The sequence below is a fragment of the Paenibacillus sp. JGP012 genome (assembly GCF_014203995.1).
In the GTDB taxonomy this organism is placed as follows: Bacteria; Bacillota; Bacilli; order Paenibacillales; family Paenibacillaceae; genus Paenibacillus; species Paenibacillus silvae.
In genome coordinates, this window is record NZ_JACHKG010000013.1 from 68,036 (window position 1) to 89,490 (window position 21,455).

Sequence of the window (21,455 nt, forward strand, 5' to 3'; positions counted from 1 at the left end):
GAATCGACACTGCCCAGAAGCAGCGGATGTTTAGAATTTCATGCGAACAGGTAAAGAAAGGTAAAGAATCGATATCTGTCAATTGATGAACCATTTTCAAACTTGGGAGGCGAAGCGGCATGAATAAACAAACACCGGCACAAACTGGGAAAAATGACACACGGGACAAAATGCATGACCAACCAGAACAATATAAGACGGAAAATGAAAGCATGCTGGATCGGTACGAGCAGGAACAGACTGTAGACCCGATTCCGATGCAGGATTTAAATATGGAAGCGCAGGAGGAGAAGAACAAACATCAAACCAAGAGTAATTCGTCCACGGAAGAAAAGTATCGTGCAGATTATCGGAAGAGAAATGAATGAAAAAAAAGCAGTTATGGAAGCATAATGAGAATGAAGGGAAGTATAAAAGCAGCACACGCTTTAAAATTTCCATCCTGTTTGTTTAATTTTCCATATATATAAAATAGTTTATTGACTAATGTATGTTACTATATTATAGTTACTGTGTTGGCAATGAATTAAATTACTTAGGAGGCGTAAATGAATGTCTACTTTTTTTGATGCGTTGAAGAACAGAAGATCTTATTATGGAATAAGCAAGGAATCCACGATCTCGGATGCGAAAATTCAGGAAATCGTTGAAGAAGCGGTAAAATATACACCTACCTCATTTAACTCACAAACCTCCCGTGCTGTTGTATTGCTTGGTGAACAACACGATAAATTATGGAATCACACTGAAGAAATTTTGCGTGAAGTTGTGGGTAACGAAGAGGCTTTCCAGTCCACAGCTGAGAAAATGGCAGGTTTCCGTAGTGGTTATGGTACGGTTCTGTTTTTTGAAGACAACAATGTCATTGCACAGCTTCAACAGAACTTTGCAGCCTATGCAGATAACTTCCCGATCTGGGCAAACCAATCTAACGGCATGTTGCAGCTGGTAATCTGGACTGCCCTGGAGCAAGAAGGACTTGGTGCGTCCCTGCAACACTACAATCCATTGATCGATGAGAAAGTGAAGCAGGAATGGAACATTCCGGAGCACTGGAAACTGATCGCTCAGATGCCATTTGGTAAACCAACAGCAACACCAGGTGAGAAAGAGTTCCAACCGATCCAGGAGCGCGTGAAAGTACACAAATAAGTTTCGCCATTTCCAATATTTAACCACATACGGCCTCGCCTCAATTTGATACGATGAATACAATCGTAAATTATTGAAGTGAGGCTTTTTACTGTGAAAAAAATAGATATGAAACAAGCTTGTCGTTCCCTGTGGAAAACGGTCCTTATCGGCGCTATTATGTTAGGTTCTGTGGCTGGTAATGGAGGCGGGATCGTTCATGCAGCAGGAAATCAGTCTGCTTTTCAGGATACTCGCACAAGTTATGCAAGAGAGGCCATTGATCGTCTGGTGAATCAAGGGATTGTGGCTGGAACGACCGAGTATTCGTTTGAACCAAAAAAGTCGGTTACAAGAGCAGAATTTGCTTCGTTTGCTGTACGCCTGCTCGCGTTAAAGCCGGTCAAGAACAGCATGAATCCTTATGCAGATGTATCTGCTAAGGCTTGGTATTATGGCAACGTGGCAGCTATGACCAATCTATCCATTCTGGAGGGGAAGGGCCAGCGCCTGTTTCAACCGAATGCATCCATCACTCGTGAGGAGGCAGCGGCACTGCTCGTACGAATGCTCAAACAGCGCCCCGTGGAAATGAATAACCTGGCTTATATATATTCGGACGCAGCGGAGATTTCGTCATGGGCTCGGCCATATGTACAGACGGTGTATCGGCTTGGTTTAATGAGAGGCAGTGACGGTTTATTTCGGCCGGGTGAGCAGGTAACACGTGAAGAGGCAGCCGTTATGCTGGATGCTATACTCCAGAATCAAAATTGGGCCGCGCAGCTCAAGCGTAAAGAGCAGCATGGCATCCAGCTGGGCTGGCAGTATAATTCATCAACGGCGGAATTCATCAAGCAGGTGCAGCAGTCGCCAGTAAACACACTGGTGCCGCGCTGGTTTTTCCTGAATGGGGATATGAGTGTATCCAATCATGTTGACTCCACTCTGATCTCATGGGCATCAAGTACAGACCGCAAGCTCTGGCCTTTGCTTGGCAATCGTTCCAGCAAAGAGATCACCCATCAGATGTTATCCAGTTCCGCGAATCGGGAAGCAGTGGTCAAACAAGTGACCAGTTTTGTGAAAACCTATAAGCTTGGCGGGATCAATGTTGATTTTGAAAATGTAGACCCATCTGATCGGGCAGGCTTCACCGCTTTTGTGACTTCTTTAACAAACGCTCTGCACAAGCTGGGTGCTGTTGTTTCAGTGGATGTCTCGCCTGATCTGGGCACGGATTGGACGGCTGCCTTTGATTACGTCAAGCTGGGTGAGATATCTGATTATATGGTGCTGATGAGTTACGAGGAGCACTGGAGCGGTGATCCGAAGCCAGGCTCAGTAGCTTCGCTGCCCTGGGTGGAGCGAGCGCTGGCAACAATGCTGACTCAAGTGGCAAATGGCAAAACGATTCTGGCTTTACCGTTATATACTCGGGATTGGTCGATGGCAAGTCCAGAGACAGCCTCATGGGATATTACGCTAGGAGAGCAGGGTATTCGGGCAGCCGCAGCCGGTTCTCGAACACAATGGGACACAAGCCTGAGTCAGTACAGGATCAATTATACTGCCGCCCATGCTGCAAGAGAGATATGGGCAGAGGAAAGTCGCTCTCTTTCCGCCAAGGTGCTGATGAGCAGCGAGCAGAACATTGCAGGGCTGGCTTACTGGTATATGGGCGGTGAGACAGCGGATGTATGGAATGCCATTACCAATGCGCTGCGGTTTGATTCTTATACGTTTTAACAGCAATTTATGATCTCATCTATGTTAATATCATTTGTATTCTTATAACGGACCCGAACCATTCGCATATGAAAGCGAAGGTTTGGGTTTTTTGATTTTGGTTTAAGCTATGGAGTGAGAGTACTGGACACAGAGGAGGAGAGGAAGCATGCGAGAGGTTGATTGCATTATTGTGGGTGGAGGACTCGCAGGGCTTCAAGCCGCCATCCAGCTTGGACGTTATTCCGTGCACCAGATTCTGGTGATCGATGCAGGAGAGGGACGATCAACACTATGTCGGACCTATCATAATATCCTTGGTTATCCTGAGGGCATATCGGGTAAAGAGCTCAGAGCACGCGGCCGGATGCAGGCCGAACGCACAGGAGTTCAATTTGAACAGGATCGTATCATTGAAGCAAGTCGTGTACACGAGGAACGAATCAGACTGAAGGGTTCCTCCGGCACGATCTATGAGGCAAAAACGGTGCTGCTGGCAACAGGTTTGTCGGACCGAATGCCTGACATTCCGGGTCTTAAACCTACATTGGGCAGAACGGTGTATGTATGCCCCGACTGTGATGGCTACGAAATTCAAGGACAGCGCACGATTCTGCTCGGAGCGGGCGAAGCCGGGGCCAATATGGCCATGGTTCTGATCGAACGTACAGATGATCTGTTATATATCAATCATGATCAGACACCCATCTCGGCAGACCTGCATCGGCAGATGAAGCAAGCAGGAGTGCGTTATCTGGAAGCTGCCGTGCAGGAGGTGCAGCAGCTGGAGGACGGTCATATTACGGGTGTGCTGACAGAGGATGGGCAGATTTATGAATCGGAGCGTGGATTTATTGCGTTTGGCGGCAACCGGGTGCACTATGAACTGGCCGAGCAGCTGGGTGCAGTGATCGCGGACAACAAACATGTGGAAGCTAACCCGCGCAGCATGCAAGCAGCACCACAGGTGTGGATTGCCGGGGATCTGGGTCTGCATGCAGAGCAGGCCACTGTTGCGATGGGAGAAGGCTCGATCGCCGCAATCTGGATTCATAAAGAGCTGCAGCGTATGAAAAAAACGGTCTGATACGAGAACAAGTCCTCCCAAAGCGATTGGCAGCAGGGAGGACTTGTTTTTGAATTGTTTTAATATGTGCACAATCTGTTCGACTGTATGGTCTGTTCACTCATTATTTGAGGAATCTTCCGGCTTGCGGGTAAAATCTTTGCGAATGTTATCTACGATATCGCCAACAGCATCTTCGATCATATCCGTTGGCCCAGGATTTCTTTGGTCAGGCTCGATAACTGTATTAACACCCGGTTGGAGTTCATCGTTCCGTTTATCACGTTTGGAATCGTTGTTCATGAGAATTCCTCCTCGTTTTACGTAGTAGTGACGATGCTTACTAACATAACCAAACACCATCATGTATATGTAAAACGATTAACCCGATGAGCTTTTTTGAAACGCAGGCTGTGTACCTTATGCTCGAAATGTTGCTTCGTTTGAAAACGGGCTGATTAAACTTCGGCAGGACGTTTATATTATAAGTGTCCTGTGCTGATGAAGCGTACAGCAGAACAATCTGCCAGTTACAGCGATGGAAAGATGATCACAAGATCACAATGAAATTAAACTCTGGGAGGTAATCGAGATGAATGAACATAATCATGTGATTCACAAAGACGGACAGGTCTCCACCGATCAGGTAGACAATGCCATTGAAAAGATTGCACCGGAGGAAAGAGATCACATCTTGCAAAACTTTGATGCATTCAAGGAATATCTGGGCAAACGGATTGCCATGGGTGAATCCATAGGTCTAAGCGAAGAACAAATGGCTAAAATCGCCCAAAAAGTGGCCGATCATCTCGCGGCTAACGAGGAACCTCGCAACCGTGAGGAGAAGCTGCTGCAGGAGCTCTGGAATGTGGGTAAAGAGGACGAGCGGCATATGCTCGCTCATATGCTGGTTCGCTTGGCTCAAGACACCAGAACGAGCCATTAAACGACTCACTGTACATTTAAGGCATAAGGTGAGGATACAAGCATACAGTATATAGACACCGCAGAGACCCTGAAGCAAGCTCATTCAGGGTTTCTCTGTGTTTAATAAACGGACAGGCTTGAAGTATGACGTGAATTGTAACTATTTTTAATCTGGATGAAACTTTTGCAGAAACGATTTGGCGTATGATGTGTACATAACCATTGAATTTGTTACAACGGAACATGTCCGTTTGAGGAGAAAAGCTTTCGGTTAATAATCATATGTATTGAACTATTCATTGGCATTCTGAAACTTCGAATTGTTTAGTGAAAAAAGCCATAGTGAAATAAGGAGAGATGCTGGCATGAAAAACGCGGCGAAAAAATGGAGATTACAGATGATTGGTGCAGCAGCAGCTTTATTAGGCATCATCGTGCTGGCTACATATTTGCTTCCCCCTGCCAATGCAGAGCAGCGTACGAATGTTCAGTCACCTTCAGCGAATAAAGCACAGCTTGCCAATTCCGAAGTATACACGGCGTATATTGAAGGAATACGTGTCGAGGACGGCAAATTAATGCTGACTGTAGACAAGGTCGGCTGGTATCAGGGCGAAGAAGCAAATACAGTTTTCAAACAACGCAATCCGGATGCAGGCATAGATGAAGCTCCTGATGGTTACTATATTGTGAATGATAACAAGGAGCAGGAGCAGGTTGAGGTTAAGGCTGATGCCAAAGTTCTTATGCAGCTTTATGATCACGATGGTACAATGCAGGGAGCGGAGATTCAGTGGAATGAACCTGTATCGCTGTCCAAGTTCGAATCATTATACGGAGATACACGAATCGTGGATTTGTCGGTCTTCCCGTATCACCTTACCGTTCAGGATGGAAAAGTGATTCAAATTGTACAGCAGTACATCCCTTAAACATGCATGAATCATGAAATTGGATGCAATATAATAAAAACGACAAAACGAGCATTCTTTCCGTAAATGAAGCGGATAAGAATGCTTTTTGTTATGACAAATCCATGAAAGCGATTGTAATTCATGATTTGTCCATGTATCATTATAGGAATGGCGTTTTTACATCATTCAGGAGGCTTCTGATGCTTAGAGACATGATTGCATTAACCAAGCCCGGACTGTTAAGGCTGAATGTGTTTGCAGTAGCCGTTGGTTTCTGGGTCGCTTCAAAATGGGATATCGATTGGGTGTCATTGCTGCTGGTCGTGCTTGGCTCAACGCTGGTCATTGCTTCAGCCTGTGTCATTAACAACTATTGGGACCGGGAATTGGATCAAAAGATGGAACGAACGAAAAAAAGGATGGAGTACATTAACCATCTGAAACCCGGGTTTGTGCTTGGCTATGGCTTGGCACTCGGCATCGCGGGACTGGCGGTATTGTTCCTGTGGGTAAATCCGCTATCCGGCTGGATGGCCCTGTTGGGCTGGTTCGCTTATATTGTGATCTACACGATGTGGCTGAAGCGCAGCTCTACCTGGAGCACATCGCTTGGTGGAATTGCCGGGGCGATGCCGCCGGTTATCGGTTATACGGCGGTAACGGATGAGATTGATGCAGGAGCATGGCTGTTATTCGCACTGTTATTTCTATGGCAGCCCCCGCATTTCTGGTCGCTCGGTATTCGTCGGGTAGAAGAGTACCGTGCTGCGGGATTTCCGCTGCTGCCAGTTGTGAAAGGTGTGAAACGTACCAAGCTGCAGATGATTCCGTATGTTTTTCTGCTGATTCCTGCCGTATTCCTGCTGTATTATTACGATTACGTTGGGCTGGTATTTCTGATCATCTCCTTGATTAGCAGCATCATCTGGTTTGTACATACCATCAGCGGTCTGAAAACAGACAATGATGAGCAATGGGCAAAGATCAATTTTTTGATCTCGGTCAATTATCTCATGTTAATTTTCATTGTAATGGTTGCCAATACTACCTGGTCTTAACAAGCATTGAAGGTAATGCAGCTTCAGAAAGCACACGCTGAATGATTGAGAGCACAACCTCGGTTGAACCAATCATTTCAAGGTGTGCTTTTTGTTATAGGTCAATATCTTATTTTTATGGAGAAATATGGTACAATAATCAAGATGTATAGAATTTGTGAACCTATTTTATGTTATTGGATGTGACAGCATGAGTTTTTTACAGCAGGCTATAGGCTGGCGGCAGGAAGGTAAACTCAAGGAGGCCATTGAGCTTCTACATAAGATCACCGATCAGGAACCTGATCATGGAGAAGCATGGTATCAGCTCGCATGGGCCCATGATTCACTTGGCTTGGAGCGCGAAGCTGTGCCTTATTATGAAAAAGCATTACAACTCGAACTCTCTGCAGAAGATCGGGCAGGTGCGATTCTCGGGCTCGGCAGCACGTACCGCACACTTGCACAATATGAACAGGCCAAAATGTGGCTGCTCACCGGCATCAAAGAATTCCCCGAGCGCCGGGAATTCGAGGTATTCTATGCGATGGTGCTCTATAACCTGGGTGAGCATGCAGAGGCGATGCAGCGACTGCTCATACAGCTTGCGGATACGTCTGCGGAACAGGGAATAAGCGATTACAGCCGGGCCATTCGATACTACGCAGATCAGCTTGATCGGGTATGGAATTAAACTATTGGCATTCTTCAATTTGTGAACGTGGGTTAACCGGATGTTTTCGTTGAATCAAGCCATTGTTCTACTTCTTCAATGAATCGGCGAGATGCAGGCGACAGATTCCGAAGAGAAGCGCAAGCCAGTCCGATCGTACGATACGGATCACCTGCAAGTGGCACAAGCGCAAGTGATTTCGTGTGATTTTGCAAGACCATCTCGGGCAGCAGACTGATGCCCAGTCCGTTGTGCACCATGGCCATAATGGCTTGATCCTCGGCTACTTCGTAGACGACGTTCAGCTTGGCGTTATGCTGCCGGATCAAACGTTCAATTTCGTTGTCGCCCCCCCATTTGGGAAGAATAAAGGGCTGCTCCAGCAATAGCTCAAACGATACGGATTCTTCAGATGCAAGAGAGTGATCGAGAGGCAGGATGCACATCATCCTGTCTTTTTGTAATGGAATCGTTTCGAATGGAGAGGTGTCACTGAGGGATAGAAAGCCAAGATCAATAGCACCGCTGGCCAGCCAGTGTTCAATTTCCGCATAGTCACCTTCCCACAGCTTGATTTCAATCCCGGGATAGCGAAGCCTGAACTGTTTGAGAATTCCGGGAAGCCACTGGGTGGAGACGCTGGCAAATGTCCCGATACGCACAGTACCAATCTCGGCCCCACGGATCAGAGAGATTTCCTGATGCATCAGTTCCGTCCACCGCATAATCTCACGGGTGTATGCCAATATTCGCTCTCCTTCAGCTGTAACACGTACACCGGAGCGGTTCCGATGCAGCAGGGAGAAGCCGTACTCGCTCTCCAGACTGGCGATGGCATGGCTGACGGCAGACTGTGTGATGTTCAGCGCTTCGGAGGCTTTAGTCAGGCTCCCGTATTCAACAACAGTATTTAATATTTCGTATTTGATTAGTGACATTATGCAATGACTTCCTCTCCATGTGAACTGGCTTCCTAACCATGAGTTAATTTCATATTAACTATTATAAATATTCATTTTTATAATGCAAAGAGATCGTTTATACTTGCCAAGGCGAGTTAGTTAGTTTGATATACATACAGGCGCAGCTCAGACTATATAGAATGAAGGTAGAAGTAAAATGAACGGGGCACACGGTAAACAGATTCATGCATCGCGAAGAGCAGATATGCAGATGCTGCTTGCGACAGTAATATGGGGCTCGTCCTATTTATTTATGAAATCCGGGCTTGCATCGATTCAGGAACTGAATCTGATCGCTTTGCGATTCGGGATTGCCTTTATAGCGGCAGCCCTTTTCTTTCACAGAAGATTAAGGAAAGTGGATCGTGGAACGCTGGTTGCCGGAGCTATATTGGGTACGGCTTTATTTGCAGCATTTGTTTTCATTACCTATGGCGTTCAGCGAACGACGGCATCCCAGGCCGGATTTTTGATCAGCCTGGCTGTCATCTTTGTTCCGGTATTAACGACGATACTGCGCCGCCGAATGCCGAATAAACGATTGCTCGTCAGTATTCTGGTCGCTGTAACAGGGCTTGCATTGTTGACACTTCAACAAGAATTAAGTTTGCATATCGGGGACGTGCTCTGTATTGTTGCCGCCCTGATCTATGCCGTATATATTATGCTTGCGGGCAAATTTACTCCCAAGCATGACCCGCTGACACTCGGAACGGTGCAGCTGGGTGTAGCAGCGTTGTGGGGCACTGCCGCCACATTTGTGTTTGAAAGCCCCAGGCTGCCGGATACTCCTCAATCCTGGGCAGCGATTCTGGGTCTGGGTATATTGTGCAGTGGTCTGGGTTACATTTTGCAAACCTTGGCACAGCGTCACGCCTCTCCGACGAGAACAAGCCTTATTTTCTCATTAGAGCCCCTGTTTGCAGCTGCTTTTGCTTTTACTTTTCAGGGAGAAATGTTAACCCTGCAAGGATACATCGGAGCAGCGTTCATGCTGGCAGGTGTATTGATTATGGAGATCAAGCTGTCACAGCCTGTCTTTAGGCGTGGAAGTCAGGAGACAAGGTCATATCCCAATTGAAGTCGCTATATTAGCGACTTTTCCTTAATGGCTTAGCCGACTCTGAAGTATGGACGGAAATGGCATGCAGTTGACAAAGAAGTTCTGTCTCTTTATAAATCTCTGACGTAATTATAGGAGTGGTAATTTGAAAATTGAAAAGATACATGAGTATGATATTAACGGGGAAATAGAGGCGAAAATACAAGAGCTATTAACTATTTGTTTTCCAAAAATATATCCTGCGCATCGGATTTATTTTAAGCAATTGCCCCAGTGTAGATTTCTTGCTTTTAATCGGGAAAATCAACTCGTCGGTCATGTGGGTCTAGACTACAGAGTGATGAATTTAAATGGAGAACCCATAAAAATTTTAGGTGTAATTGATCTATGCGTTTCACCGAACGCTCGTTCTGAAGGAATAGGTAGTTTGTTACTATCAGAAGTTGAAAAATTCTCTGAAGGCAGAAATATTGATTTTATATTGTTGTTTGCAGATAATATGACTTTATATTCGAAAAATGGGTATACCTCGGTTGGGAACAAATGTAAATGGTTGAAAATTGATAATGAATCTCTGATTACAAAAGGAATAGGCTATGAGTTGATTGACGAGTTAATGGTAAAGGCAGTTGGTAAGAAAAAATGGATAAACGGAGATTTAGATTTATTAGGTTATTTGTTCTGAATTAACTTAGAAAGTGAATGGTTTGTTTATTGATGTCGAGCGGAAGAACATATTTCCATTAAAGTCGCTATGTTCAGCGGCTTTTTTTATTTTACCAATATATAGGCTAAGCAACGGACAAACGCTTGCACCCTTGCTAGAATGGACAAAACATTGTCCTCCTGAAAAGATGGGATATCTGTTTTAATAATGGAAGTCAGTTGGGTAGTTGCCCATTGCAAATGTAATAAAACTAAGATAACATTAACTTGTTTATTTATGTTGTAAATGCAACAAAAATAATGCGAAACTGATACGATATAGGAGTGAGTATATATTATGACTATACAAATGATGAGAGTTAGCTTTGGAGATCTACCACGACTGCAAGAATTAAGCATTCAAACTTTCAACGATACGTTTAAAGAACAGAACTCTTCAGAAAATATGAATTCCTATTTAGAAAAGGCTTTTAATCTACAGCAGTTGGAGAAGGAGATCAACAATAACTCATCAGAGTTCTATTTCATTCGTTTTAATGAGGAGATCGCCGGATATATTAAATTAAACATCAATGACTCGCAATCTGAAAATATGGGGAATGATTCACTTGAGGTCGAACGAATCTATGTCCAGCGTCATTTTCAAAAATATGGCCTTGGCAAATACATGCTGAATGAGGCAATAAAGATCGCAAGTGAGCAGGAGCCAGATCATTTTCACCCCCTCTTCTATGCATAGAGCACCAAGCTTTGTAAGATACCCCTGTTTAACGCTTAAACCTAACAAAGTCCTGAATAACAAAACATGTTTTGTTATTCAGGCATTTTATGCTACACTGGATGGAAAATCAGGAAAATCGGGTGAGCAGGATGGGGAAAAGAGTAACGATGCAGCAGATTGCAGATGCTGCGGGTGTATCCAAATTTGCTGTCTCGCGTGCACTGACGGGCAAGTCGGGGGTTAGTGAGCACACGCGGGAGATGATTGTCAGGACCGCGGGGCAGCTGGGGTATTTTAAAATGGAACCGAAGCGTTATTCGGTAGAGCCGCCGCATACCAAGCTTGGTACAAAGGCAGCTGGCGATAAGAGGGAAGGGACCATCTTGGTTCTTTTTCCAAATATACGCTCGCAGAATCGGTCTTCCTTGTATTGGGGGCCGGTTTTTGAGGGCATTTCAGCACGCCTGAATGAGATTGGCATGGATATTATGACACTGACAGAGCCGTCTTCCGATCATATGTTTTCGGTTCTCAACCCTGAGGCCATCCGAGGGGTAATCACAGTAGGCACCATCTCAACGTCCGTGCTGCTCGAAATATATCGTCTGCGTATTCCACTTGTGATGGTCGATCATGAGGATACGGCCATTCATGCAGATGCAATATTTACCGACAATGTGAAATGTATGAAAGAACTGGTGCTTATGCTTGGCGCGAAGGGGTACAGGAAGCTTCAATTCGTGGGGCAGCTGCCTGATGCAGTCAGCTTCAGAGAGCGCTGGCTTGGCTATCGGATGGGCATTGAGGAGTTGGGGCTGCAGGAGCAACAACATCCAGGGCTGCTGGTGCAGGAGTATGCAAAGATGCAGCAGGTGGTTAGGGACATGCAGCTTGAGGACATTCCTGAAGTGTTTGTGTGTGCGAATGACCATACAGCTTCAATTATCATCGAGGCGCTGCAGGGTCGGGCGCTTCAGATGCCCGAACGATGTACGGTAACGGGATTTGATAATACACGCACAGAAGATCCGATTCTGGCTACGGCACATATTCATAAGGAGCATCTCGGTGCGCGAGCGGTGGATCAGCTGTTGTGGCGAATAGAGCATCCGCAAGCTCCTTGTGAACGCAAGCTGATTCACGCTGAACTCATCATGCGTGAGGAGCATCATTCGCTGCGAGAGTGAAGGGTAAGACAAGCTCAAAGTTCAGAACAGACAAGTGCAGATGAAGAAGATATAACATAAGATGAGAAGAGAAATGAAGAGGTAAGAAGATAAAATAAAATGAAAGAATAAACAGAACAGGACATGGAGCGGTTCACAATGTGACGCGCTATGTCCTTTTTCGTTTTATCGGTGCCTGTTTCAAAACTTTTCGACCAAACACATTGACTGCACACGGATAACATGTTAATTTTGTTTTGTTAATTGTTTGTTTATATAATAACAAAACCTAACAAAACAGGTTTCTTCTTTTACTCTAACCTATTGGAGGCTATCATGAGCATGAACCAATTGCAGCAATTTGAGAACTGGACGTTCAAAGCATGTGAAGACCAGGAATGGATGCCGGCTCAGGTTCCTGGATGCGTGCATACCGATCTGTTGAGGCTGGGCCTCATCCCCGACCCGTTCTATGGAACCAATGAGAAGGAAGTCCAGTGGATCGACAAGAAGGACTGGGAGTATCAAACCACATTTGATGTGGCGCCTGAACTTTATACGCAGGATCATCTGGAACTTGTTTTTGACGGATTGGATACGTATGCGGATGTATATGTGAATGGCGTTCATGTGCTGTCCGCGGATAACATGTTCCGGGTGTGGAAGGCAGAAGTCAAAGCATTGGTGAAGGAAAAAGGGAATGTACTCCGTGTCCGTTTTCGTTCTCCGATTCAGGAGGATTTACCGAAGCTGGAAAAGCTGGGTTACGCATTGCCTGCATCCAATGACCAATCCGATGTGGGTGGTCTTGGGGATAAACGTGTCAGCATTTTTGCACGTAAAGCACCATATCACTATGGCTGGGATTGGGGACCACGGTTCGTGACCAGTGGAATCTGGCGGGAAGCAAGGCTTGAAGGCTGGAATGATGTTCGAATTACGGATGTGTTTATCCGGCAAAATGAAGTGAATGCTGCATTGGCCAGCTTAACTGCCATGGTGGAGATTGAAACCTCTCAAGCTGTGGATGCTGTAATTCGTATCGAAGCCGCGGGTCAGCGCTGGGAGATGGCAGCAGCTTTGCAGCCTGGTACGCAGACGGTGGAGCTTCCCATCTCTATACAAGATCCGAAGCTCTGGTGGAGCCGCGGTCTGGGTGATCCGTATCGGTATACCTTTGCTGCTGAAGTGCTTCAGGGCGAGCGAGCTTTGGCGGAAGCGGAGGTGCAGACGGGTCTGCGCTCCATCCGGCTTGTCCGTGATCGGGATGAAGCGGGTGCATCCTTTTATTTTGAACTGAACGGTGTTGCGGTATTTGCCAAAGGAGCAAATCATATTCCAAATGACAGCTTTATTACAGAAGTAACACGGGAGCGTTATTTGCATGAGATTCGTTCGGCAGCTGAATCCAACATGAATATGCTTCGTGTATGGGGCGGCGGCTTCTATGAGGAAGATGTTTTTTATGAGCTCTGTGATGAATATGGCATTATGGTGTGGCAGGACTTTATGTTTGCATGCAGCATGTATCCGGGGGACGAAGCATTCCTGAATAGTGTCAGACATGAGGCTATTGACAATGTGAAGCGTCTGCGGAACCATCCGAGTATCGTGCTGTGGTGTGGTAATAACGAGATTGATTCGGCCTGGGCGCATTATATCGAGAACGGTGGCTGGGGCTGGAAAAAGGACTACAACGCAGAGCAGCGCGAACGCATCTGGGCGGATTATGAAGCCATTTTCCATCACCTTCTGCCAGAAGTGGTTGAAGCTTATGCACCCGGGATCGACTACTGGCCTTCCTCACCGATTGTATCGCTGACAGGTGACGAGAAGCAGCATGCTCATGCCTCTACTTCCGAAGGCGACATCCACTACTGGGGTGTGTGGCACAACGTGGAACCTTTTGAAAATTACAATGTATATGTCGGTCGTTTTATGAGTGAATACGGATTCCAGTCGTTCCCGGAATACAAGTCGGTTCGCACCTATGCGGAGGAAAAGGATCTGGCGCTGGAGTCCGAGGTTATGCTTGCACATCAGAAAAATGGAGCAGGCAATCGGCTGATCAAACAATATATGGATATGTATTTGCCGGAACCTAAAGATTTTCCATCCTTCCTCTATATGAGTCAGGTGCTTCAAGCGGAAGCGATGAAAACAGCCATAGAAGCTCACAGACGCCGTAAACCATACTGTATGGGCACACTGTATTGGCAGATGAATGACTGCTGGCCCGTCGCCTCATGGGCAGGAATGGATTATCTGGGCCGCTGGAAGGCACTGCAGTATTATGCGAAACGCAGCTTCAATGATGTGCTTGTTTCCGTGGACGGGACGAAGCCGGATGTCACAGAGGTTTACGTGATCTCGGATCAACTAAAGCCGGTGCAAGGTCAACTTCAGCTTCGACTGATCGGATTCGATGGAACGGTGCAACGGGAAGAGGTACTTGAAGTGAGCCTTGCACCAAACTTAGGTGAAAAACTGATCTCTCTGCATCATACTGATTGGCTTCAGGGACATGATCCGGCAGCTGTACTGCTGCGAGTGGATCTGAGACAAAGCGGTGAGCCTGATCTTGTGCAGGAGCATTATTTTGTACCTACCAAAGACCTTGCACTACAGCCTGCCAATATCACCGTCAGCGGCGGCGCCGATGAAGAGGGCGTGTATCTCCTGCTGGAAAGTGATGTGCTTGCCAAGCAGGTGTGGATGTCTTCTGAAGCCGAAGGGGTATTCTCTGATAATTTCTTTGATCTCGTTCCCGGCCTTCCGGTGAAGGTGCGGTTCACGTCCAGAGAAGGGTTACAACATGCGGGTATAATCTCGAATCCGGGATCGGTTGAGGTTCGCTCGATGGTCGATTTTATTCAATAATATATAACGGTTGGAGTCTCTGCCAAAGAGATTTCAACCGTTTATTATGTATGAAGAACGTACATAGATATAGACAATGAAATACAGACATAGACAAACTTTAACATTGTAATCTTTTCGTAATCATTTGCTTAGCAATTCGTAAGTTGTTCTCTTTATTGTAGTCCTTGCAAGCTATTAAACGATGGAGAGTGATAACAATGATGGAAGCAAGCAAAAGCAAAAAGGCGATCGCAGCAGCGTTGTTAATGATGTCATTAACTTTTTCAGGACTGGCAAGTGCTGCTGACATGAAAACGATCAAAAAGGATGGTATGGAGCTTGTACAATTGAGACAGGCAGCAAAAATGTATGGATACAGCATTATGTGGGACAGCAAGGATCGATCCGTTACGTTAATGTACATGGGCAAAACGAATGGAATGATGAAGGACGACATGATGAAGAAAGACGATAGTATGATGAAGGATAACACGAAGATGAAAGATGATAGTATGATGGAAGACGACATGAAGATGAAAGATGACATGATGATGGAAGAAGCGATGATGCCTGCGGCTAAAACCATTCAAGTGTGGGTAGGGTCTAAGAAAATGATGGTCGATGGTATTCAGGTTAATCTGAAGTCGATGCCATCCATTTACGAAGGGAATACGTATGTAAGTGATATGGTCGTGTCCAAATATATGAAGCCTATGAAGGCGATGTAATAACGAAGATACGCTTAACAAAGAAGAAAACATAACGTAGCATGACCATCGCCCTGTGATATGATTATGCCAAATGAGTGTTTTTGGAATAGGGGGTGGGTTGAATGAATGAACGGATTTTGGTTGCCGATGATGATAGCAATATTACAGACGTATGCCGGAGATATCTGGAACGGGAAGGGTATACGGTTATCACTGCAACAGATGGCATGGAAGCAATTGAGCTGTGGCGAAGTCACAAACCGGGTCTGATTGTGCTTGATCTGATGATGCCTCGTAAAAACGGTTGGGAGGTCTGTAACGAGATTCGGCAGACTGAAGAGGTACCGATTGTAATGTTGACGGCTCGCGGAGAAGAGCAGGATCGATTGATGGGACTGACCATGGGGGCAGATGATTATCTGACGAAACCGTTTAGTCCAAGAGAGCTTGTTCTGCGTGTCAAGGCTATATTAAGGAGAATGCGGACGGCACAGAGTACATCTACTATTGCGCCTACGCATACGATTAGTTATGAAGGGCTGACGATTGATTTTGTAAAACGTGAGGTAGAGATCGGCGGACAGGTCATTGACCTGACGGTGACGGAGTTTGATATGTTGTATTTGCTGGCAAGTCACCCTGGACAGGTGTTTTCGCGTACTCAGATGTTAAGCAAAATTTGGGATTTCAGTTATGAGGGAGATACAACCACGGTGACTGTGCATATTCGGAGATTACGGGAGAAGATTGAGCAGAATGCTTCAGATCCGAAATATATCAAAACCGTTTGGGGTATCGGTTACAAGTTTGCAGGTGGGTACTCATGAAGCTGCGTACGTATCTAGTCGTGTCCAGTCTTACGGGGATTGGCGTGCTTCTGATCTGTTTGTTTGTCAGTTATTCTAAAATGCTGCTAACCATTGAACAATTTTATTGGTTATCGGCTATAAGTGCCGGTATAGGTTTGTTATCATTTGTGCTTCAATATGTACTGACCAAACCGTTGGAGAAATCCATCGCACGAATTACAGAACGCACCAAGCGACTGGCCGAAGGGGATTTCCAGACGGAAGTCCCTCTCGTCGGTCCGCAGGAATTCAAGCTGCTTGCACAGCAATTCAATGAAATGAGCTCCAGACTGAAGGAAAGCTTTGACGATCTGCATCACTCAGAATCGGCCAGACGAGAGTTGATTGCAAATATCTCCCATGACCTGCGTACACCCCTGGCATCCATTCAGGCTTTTGTTGAAGCGCTGGAGGATGATGTGATTAAGGATGAAGTCACCTTTCAACGGTATTTGAACACGATTCGTCTGGAAACGAAGCGATTGGGCGGGCTCATTCAGGACTTGTTTGATCTGTCCGGTCTGGAAGCAAAAGGGGACCGATTCGATCCGCAGCCTGGTCATGTTGATGAACTGCTGCTCAGCACACTGGAGAGCTTTTCATTTCACCTTGCGGAGAAACAGCTGAATGTGGAGATCGACTTGCCAGAGAGATTGCCTGCTGCCTTGATGGTGCCTGCTCAGATGAAGCGGGTTCTGTCCAATGTGCTGCAAAATGCGATTCAATACTCTCCGGTTGAGGGCAAAATCATCCTGGCTGCCGCTGAACAGGAAGAATGTATACGCATTGAAGTAATAGATGAGGGAGAAGGCATTGAAGCAGAAGAGACAGCACTTATTTTTGAACGTTTTTATCGTATTGATAAATCTCGAAGTAAAAATAATGGTGGAGCGGGAATCGGGCTGGCTATAGCCCAATCCATTGTTGAACGACATGGAGGCGAGATCGGGGTGCAGAGCACAAGAGGAGCAGGGAGCTGCTTCTGGTTTACACTTCCGATCTATGTCAGCAGCTCAAACGTTTAGAAATTAATCGGCAGTATGAATTCAGGTGGTGAATGACCTGGTGGGTGATTGGATATTTCTTTTGGGTGTGTTTGGCGCGGGGGTGTTATCGTTTTTTTCACCATGCATTCTTCCACTGCTTCCGGTCTATGTATCTTATCTGTCAGGGAGCATGGTGATTGGAGCGAAGCAGGGAGCTGAAGGTACTCCCTTCGTTCAGCCTCGTTTTGCTTTTGTGGCAAGAACGCTTTTGTTTGTTTTTGGACTTTCGGTTGTCTTTGTTCTACTCGGTTTTGGCTCTGGAGTACTGGGCAATATCATCTCCAGTCCTGCTTTTATTGCAGTATGCGGTACGATTGTAGTGCTGTTCGGCATATATCAAACCGGGCTTATCCGATTATCCTGGCTGGAGCGCGAGCGAAAGCTATCAAGTGATCATGCCAGACGGGGCGGGTATCTTGGGGCGTTTATACTTGGCTTGACGTTTAGTTTTGGCTGGACGCCCTGCATTGGACCGGTATTGGCCGCCATTCTTGGTATTGCTGCAGGAGAAGGCTCTCCGGTATATGGCGGGTTTCTAATGTGTTTATACACACTCGGTCTCGCGATTCCGTTTCTGTTCTTGTCCGTATTCTCGGACTATGTCATGAAACGAATACGTCGTGTAAACCAATATATGAGTGTGATCAAAATAGGCTCGGGCTGTATCTTGATTGTGATGGGGGTGTTTCTGATGACAGATCGGCTAAACAACCTGATAAGCTGGTTTCAATAAGGTTTGGAGGAGTTGGACATGAAAAACGTACGAACCTACGTGAAGTATGTATTGCTGTTAGGTGCAGCCTTGTTCATCATGACGGCATGCGGATCAAGGGAACATGGAATCGCTGCTGCTCCGGTGTCTTCGCCTGACATGGATTCGTCTGCCCAGATGAACAAAGGTGAAGCGGCACCGCAATTCGAACTGCATGATCTGGCAGGTAATCCGGTCGGGCTCGCTGATGTTCAGGGCAAAAAGGTATATGTTAAATATTGGGCCTCCTGGTGCTCAATCTGTCTTGCTGGTCTGGAGGATCTGAATACGTTAGCAGGTCAGAAGCATGATTTTCAAGTGATTACTATTGTAACACCAGGTTATAAAGGAGAGAAAAACTCCGAAGCGTTTACCGAATGGTTTAACAGGCAGCCCTATAAAAATCTGACGGTTCTTTTGGATGAAAAGGGATTGTGGGCCAAAGAGTTTGGCGTTCGTGCGTATCCCAGCTCGTTCTATATTAACTCCGAAGGCATGTTAGTGAGATCTATACCGGGCCATGCTTCCAACGAAGAGATTATGGAGACGGTACAGGAGATGATGTGAGGAAGGAGGAATAATGTCATGAAGGGTCGTTTGTTAGGCCTGTGTCTCCTTAGCATTACTTTGATCCTGACAGCTTGTGGTGGCAGGATGGAGTCACGTTCCGCGTCTGTTCCTGCTCATACTGTTAACATATCCAGTATTCCAGAAGAAGAGCTGCGCGATTTGTATCTGGCAGGAGGCTGTTTCTGGGGCGTCGAGGCTTATATGGCTCGTATCCAGGGAGTTCAGGATGTAACCTCCGGTTATGCCAACGGTGAAGGAGAGAATCCAACGTATGAGGATGTGATCCGCGGTGACCGGGGCTTTGCAGAGACGGTGCATGTAAAGTATGATCCTAGGCAGGTTTCTTTGAAGAAGCTGCTTGAAGCTTATTTTCTTGTGATAGACCCGACGAGCCTGAATAAACAGGGCAACGATCACGGTATTCAATATCGAACAGGCATCTATTATTCGTCACCTGAGGATGAGGCGGTAATTCAGCAGGCTGTGGCTGCGGAGCAGGCCAACTATAAGCAGCCTATCGTAACTGAAGTCATGCCATTACAGAACTATTACTTGGCAGAGGAGTATCACCAGGATTATTTGGAGAAAAATCCGAATGGCTACTGCCACATTGACATGCGTGTTCTGGATGAACAAGACATCGTAATAGATCCCGCTCAATATCCGCGACCAACAGATGAACAGCTTCGGGATAAACTAACCGCCGAACAATATGCTGTAGCAGTTAACAACGATACAGAGCATGCCTTTAGCAATGAATATTGGGATAATGAGCAGCCAGGGCTCTACGTCGATATCGCTACAGGAGAACCACTGTTCAGCAGCAGGGACAAATATGATTCAGGCTGCGGCTGGCCAAGTTTTACCCGGCCCATTGTGCCTGAGGTTGTAACCTATACGAAAGACACAAGTTTCGGAATGGAGCGCACGGAGGTGCGAAGCCGGGCTGGAGACATACATCTTGGGCATGTCTTTGAGGATGGGCCACAGGATCGCGGAGGCAAGCGTTATTGCATTAACAGTGCGTCTATCCGCTTTGTTCCGCTAGATCAGCTGCAGCAGGAAAGATACGGTTATGTATTATCGTTGATTGAATAATATTGGGTCAGGACGGAAAGATGCCATGTGTACTGCAGCCTTGATCACATAAATTAAACACAAAACGTGCTGCCCGGCTGACCGAGCGCACGTTTTGTATTTTATGTAGAACCAAAGGTTGCAAGCGGTATGTCGAGAGGTTGGCCCGAAAAATGATTATGGATTGGATTGTTCGTCCTTGATCTGCTGCAGTTCACTCAGGCTCAAGGTCAGATCGTTCTCCGGATTTGCGCTGATGATCACGTCGGATGAGCTATGTTCACTTGGCTGGTTTGACTTCGAAGCGGGTTTGATGACGTAGAGGCTTTGAACGGTGTTCAGCAGGCTTGCAGGTGTGTCCTCATAGGTTTCAAGGAAAAGCACGTAATCTTTGGTTGGTATCAGCTTGACGCTGTCATCGTTCACAATTTCAGTATGGCCCAGCTGGCCGCCGAGCTGCTTGACCTCGATCTGATCCCCGGCTGAGTAACGTCCTTTGTAGGAGTCAGTTACCTGAACCGTATAGATTGTATAGATTTTGTCAAAAGAAACCTGTTCGTTCACTGCGCTTTCAGCTGCATTGATGTCATTGGGTGCAGAGGAGTTTGCCTGAGCCATGTCATCCAGTGCCTGAACACGGGTCTGGATCAAATTGCCCTTCACAATCGTATCGGCTCGCTCAGACAAGGCATCCACACTGCCATAGCTGGGATAGTCCTCGGATGCGATGATCGTTACGGGAGCGTTGGTGGTTGAAGCGGCCGGGGTCATGGAAGAGCAGCCGACAGCAGATAAAATGAAGATGGATGATACAAGCAGCGTAAGTGCTCTATTTTTTTTCATGGAACGGAATCCTCCTTGGATATAAGGTGTTAGACCTGCGAATTCATTTCATGCGATTCATGGGGCTCCTGCGATTAATAACGGGATCTGACATTGTTGATATCAAAGGCTTGCGGCTGGGTCATGGAATTCCGGTTGCGCGAGTAAGACATGATGGAAGGGCTGTTCGTTGTGGGGTTGTCACCCAGCCAGATGGAATGACCGAGTTCATGTACAAACACACTTTGGATGAAGTTGGACAGGTTGGAGGCGTCAGCGGTGATGGTGGAGGCGTTCAGCTCAACGCGGAAGCTCACGATCTGACTGCCGGAGACGGAGGCGTAGTTGACACCATAAGCGGTATTGTTGAAGTTGCCAGCGGTAATCGTGTTGGGTGAATTACTGGTTTTGACAAATTGCACCTTGGCTCCGGCATTGTTCCAGTTGGCAATGGAAGTATCCATTGGGACTTGCCATGCTGAAGCATAGTTGTAGGAACGGATCGGGATAGTGGAGCTGGGATAGCCATAACTCAGAAAGGTGGCTGCAAAGACGGTGCTTCCAAACATCGCGAGGGCAGAGAATAACATGATGCTCATCAACAACTTCCTTTTCATACTAAAAACCTCCAATAAATGTATATTTTCTCTATTATCGTAACAAGGAAATGTGTGAATGGAATGAGTCCCAAGTCGTTGTTTTTGTCGGGGGAAAA

General features: G+C 46.3%; 22 protein-coding genes and 1 pseudogene. 19 read left to right on the forward strand and 4 right to left on the reverse strand.

Going from position 1 to position 21,455, the window contains the following annotated elements:
* Positions 1-119: 119 nt before the first annotated feature.
* The 4 genes from HNR77_RS16770 to HNR77_RS16785 all read left to right on the forward strand — a co-directional run bounded on the left by HNR77_RS16770 (position 120) and on the right by HNR77_RS16785 (position 3,946).
* Complete coding sequence (locus tag HNR77_RS16770; protein ID WP_184186639.1) at positions 120-368, forward strand: hypothetical protein; 249 nt, start codon at positions 120-122, stop codon at positions 366-368.
* A 184-nt stretch (positions 369-552) separates the two neighbouring features.
* Complete coding sequence (locus HNR77_RS16775) at positions 553-1,152, forward strand: nitroreductase family protein (protein ID WP_184186642.1); 600 nt, start codon at positions 553-555, stop codon at positions 1,150-1,152.
* Between the two features lie 93 nt (positions 1,153-1,245).
* Positions 1,246-2,880 (forward strand): S-layer homology domain-containing protein, encoded by a 1,635-nt coding sequence (locus HNR77_RS16780; protein WP_311768640.1) that lies wholly within the window; start codon positions 1,246-1,248, stop codon positions 2,878-2,880.
* A 148-nt stretch (positions 2,881-3,028) separates the two neighbouring features.
* On the forward strand, positions 3,029-3,946 hold the full coding sequence (locus HNR77_RS16785; protein ID WP_184186645.1) for an NAD(P)/FAD-dependent oxidoreductase: 918 nt from the start codon (positions 3,029-3,031) through the stop codon (positions 3,944-3,946).
* A gap of 96 nt (positions 3,947-4,042) precedes the next feature.
* Here the strand turns inward: HNR77_RS16785 and HNR77_RS16790 are convergent, their stop codons facing one another.
* Entirely contained in the window at positions 4,043-4,228 is a 186-nt protein-coding gene (locus HNR77_RS16790; protein ID WP_184186648.1) for a hypothetical protein, read from the reverse strand.
* Positions 4,229-4,517: 289 nt separating this feature from the next.
* On the opposite strand from HNR77_RS16790, the gene HNR77_RS16795 reads away from it, so the two are divergent.
* From HNR77_RS16795 to HNR77_RS16810, 4 genes are all read left to right on the forward strand, one after another.
* Positions 4,518-4,871: a DUF3243 domain-containing protein gene (locus HNR77_RS16795; RefSeq protein ID WP_145402639.1), complete on the forward strand. Its 354-nt coding sequence runs from the start codon at positions 4,518-4,520 to the stop codon at positions 4,869-4,871.
* Between the two features lie 346 nt (positions 4,872-5,217).
* On the forward strand, positions 5,218-5,784 hold the full coding sequence (locus tag HNR77_RS16800) for a hypothetical protein (protein WP_184186652.1): 567 nt from the start codon (positions 5,218-5,220) through the stop codon (positions 5,782-5,784).
* 182 nt (positions 5,785-5,966) lie between these two features.
* The gene (cyoE, locus tag HNR77_RS16805; protein WP_184186655.1) at positions 5,967-6,824 is read left to right on the forward strand and encodes a heme o synthase; all 858 of its coding nucleotides are present in this window, start codon (positions 5,967-5,969) and stop codon (positions 6,822-6,824) included.
* A 190-nt stretch (positions 6,825-7,014) separates the two neighbouring features.
* Positions 7,015-7,497 carry a tetratricopeptide repeat protein gene (locus HNR77_RS16810; protein ID WP_184186658.1) on the forward strand — a complete coding sequence of 161 codons (483 nt, stop codon included), beginning with the start codon at positions 7,015-7,017 and terminating at the stop codon, positions 7,495-7,497.
* 32 nt (positions 7,498-7,529) lie between these two features.
* On the opposite strand, the gene HNR77_RS16815 is transcribed toward HNR77_RS16810, so the two are convergent.
* The gene (locus tag HNR77_RS16815) at positions 7,530-8,414 is read right to left on the reverse strand and encodes a LysR family transcriptional regulator (RefSeq protein ID WP_184186661.1); all 885 of its coding nucleotides are present in this window, start codon (positions 8,412-8,414) and stop codon (positions 7,530-7,532) included.
* 181 nt (positions 8,415-8,595) lie between these two features.
* Here HNR77_RS16815 and HNR77_RS16820 point away from each other — a divergent pair, with 181 nt between their 5' ends.
* From HNR77_RS16820 to msrB, 11 genes and pseudogenes are all read left to right on the forward strand, one after another.
* Entirely contained in the window at positions 8,596-9,519 is a 924-nt protein-coding gene (locus HNR77_RS16820; RefSeq protein WP_184186664.1) for a DMT family transporter, read from the forward strand.
* Between the two features lie 127 nt (positions 9,520-9,646).
* The gene (locus tag HNR77_RS16825; RefSeq protein WP_184186667.1) at positions 9,647-10,186 is read left to right on the forward strand and encodes a GNAT family N-acetyltransferase; all 540 of its coding nucleotides are present in this window, start codon (positions 9,647-9,649) and stop codon (positions 10,184-10,186) included.
* A gap of 318 nt (positions 10,187-10,504) precedes the next feature.
* A pseudogene (locus tag HNR77_RS16830) lies at positions 10,505-10,867 on the forward strand (GNAT family N-acetyltransferase); the annotation flags it as partial.
* A gap of 140 nt (positions 10,868-11,007) precedes the next feature.
* Entirely contained in the window at positions 11,008-12,075 is a 1,068-nt protein-coding gene (locus tag HNR77_RS16835) for a LacI family DNA-binding transcriptional regulator (protein WP_260410607.1), read from the forward strand.
* A gap of 321 nt (positions 12,076-12,396) precedes the next feature.
* Positions 12,397-14,934, forward strand: coding sequence for a beta-mannosidase (locus HNR77_RS16840; protein WP_184186860.1), 2,538 nt, complete (start codon positions 12,397-12,399; stop codon positions 14,932-14,934).
* A gap of 203 nt (positions 14,935-15,137) precedes the next feature.
* Positions 15,138-15,644 carry a hypothetical protein gene (locus HNR77_RS16845; protein ID WP_221443885.1) on the forward strand — a complete coding sequence of 169 codons (507 nt, stop codon included), beginning with the start codon at positions 15,138-15,140 and terminating at the stop codon, positions 15,642-15,644.
* Positions 15,645-15,748: 104 nt separating this feature from the next.
* The gene (locus HNR77_RS16850) at positions 15,749-16,453 is read left to right on the forward strand and encodes a response regulator transcription factor (RefSeq protein WP_184186676.1); all 705 of its coding nucleotides are present in this window, start codon (positions 15,749-15,751) and stop codon (positions 16,451-16,453) included.
* Positions 16,450-17,499, forward strand: coding sequence for a sensor histidine kinase (locus HNR77_RS16855; RefSeq protein ID WP_184186679.1), 1,050 nt, complete (start codon positions 16,450-16,452; stop codon positions 17,497-17,499). The genes HNR77_RS16850 and HNR77_RS16855 overlap by 4 nt, the downstream gene beginning before the upstream one ends.
* A 40-nt stretch (positions 17,500-17,539) precedes the next feature.
* A complete protein-coding gene (locus tag HNR77_RS16860; protein WP_311768641.1) occupies positions 17,540-18,253 on the forward strand; it encodes a cytochrome c biogenesis CcdA family protein in 714 nt (237 codons plus the stop codon).
* Positions 18,254-18,271: 18 nt separating this feature from the next.
* Positions 18,272-18,838: a redoxin family protein gene (locus tag HNR77_RS16865; protein ID WP_184186682.1), complete on the forward strand. Its 567-nt coding sequence runs from the start codon at positions 18,272-18,274 to the stop codon at positions 18,836-18,838.
* An 18-nt stretch (positions 18,839-18,856) separates the two neighbouring features.
* Positions 18,857-19,939 carry a peptide-methionine (R)-S-oxide reductase MsrB gene (gene msrB / locus HNR77_RS16870; protein ID WP_184186685.1) on the forward strand — a complete coding sequence of 361 codons (1,083 nt, stop codon included), beginning with the start codon at positions 18,857-18,859 and terminating at the stop codon, positions 19,937-19,939.
* A gap of 156 nt (positions 19,940-20,095) precedes the next feature.
* Here the strand turns inward: msrB and HNR77_RS16875 are convergent, their stop codons facing one another.
* Positions 20,096-20,761: a hypothetical protein gene (locus HNR77_RS16875; protein ID WP_184186689.1), complete on the reverse strand. Its 666-nt coding sequence runs from the start codon at positions 20,759-20,761 to the stop codon at positions 20,096-20,098.
* Positions 20,762-20,835: 74 nt separating this feature from the next.
* Entirely contained in the window at positions 20,836-21,357 is a 522-nt protein-coding gene (locus HNR77_RS16880) for a zinc metalloprotease (RefSeq protein ID WP_184186692.1), read from the reverse strand.
* Positions 21,358-21,455 lie beyond the last annotated feature (98 nt).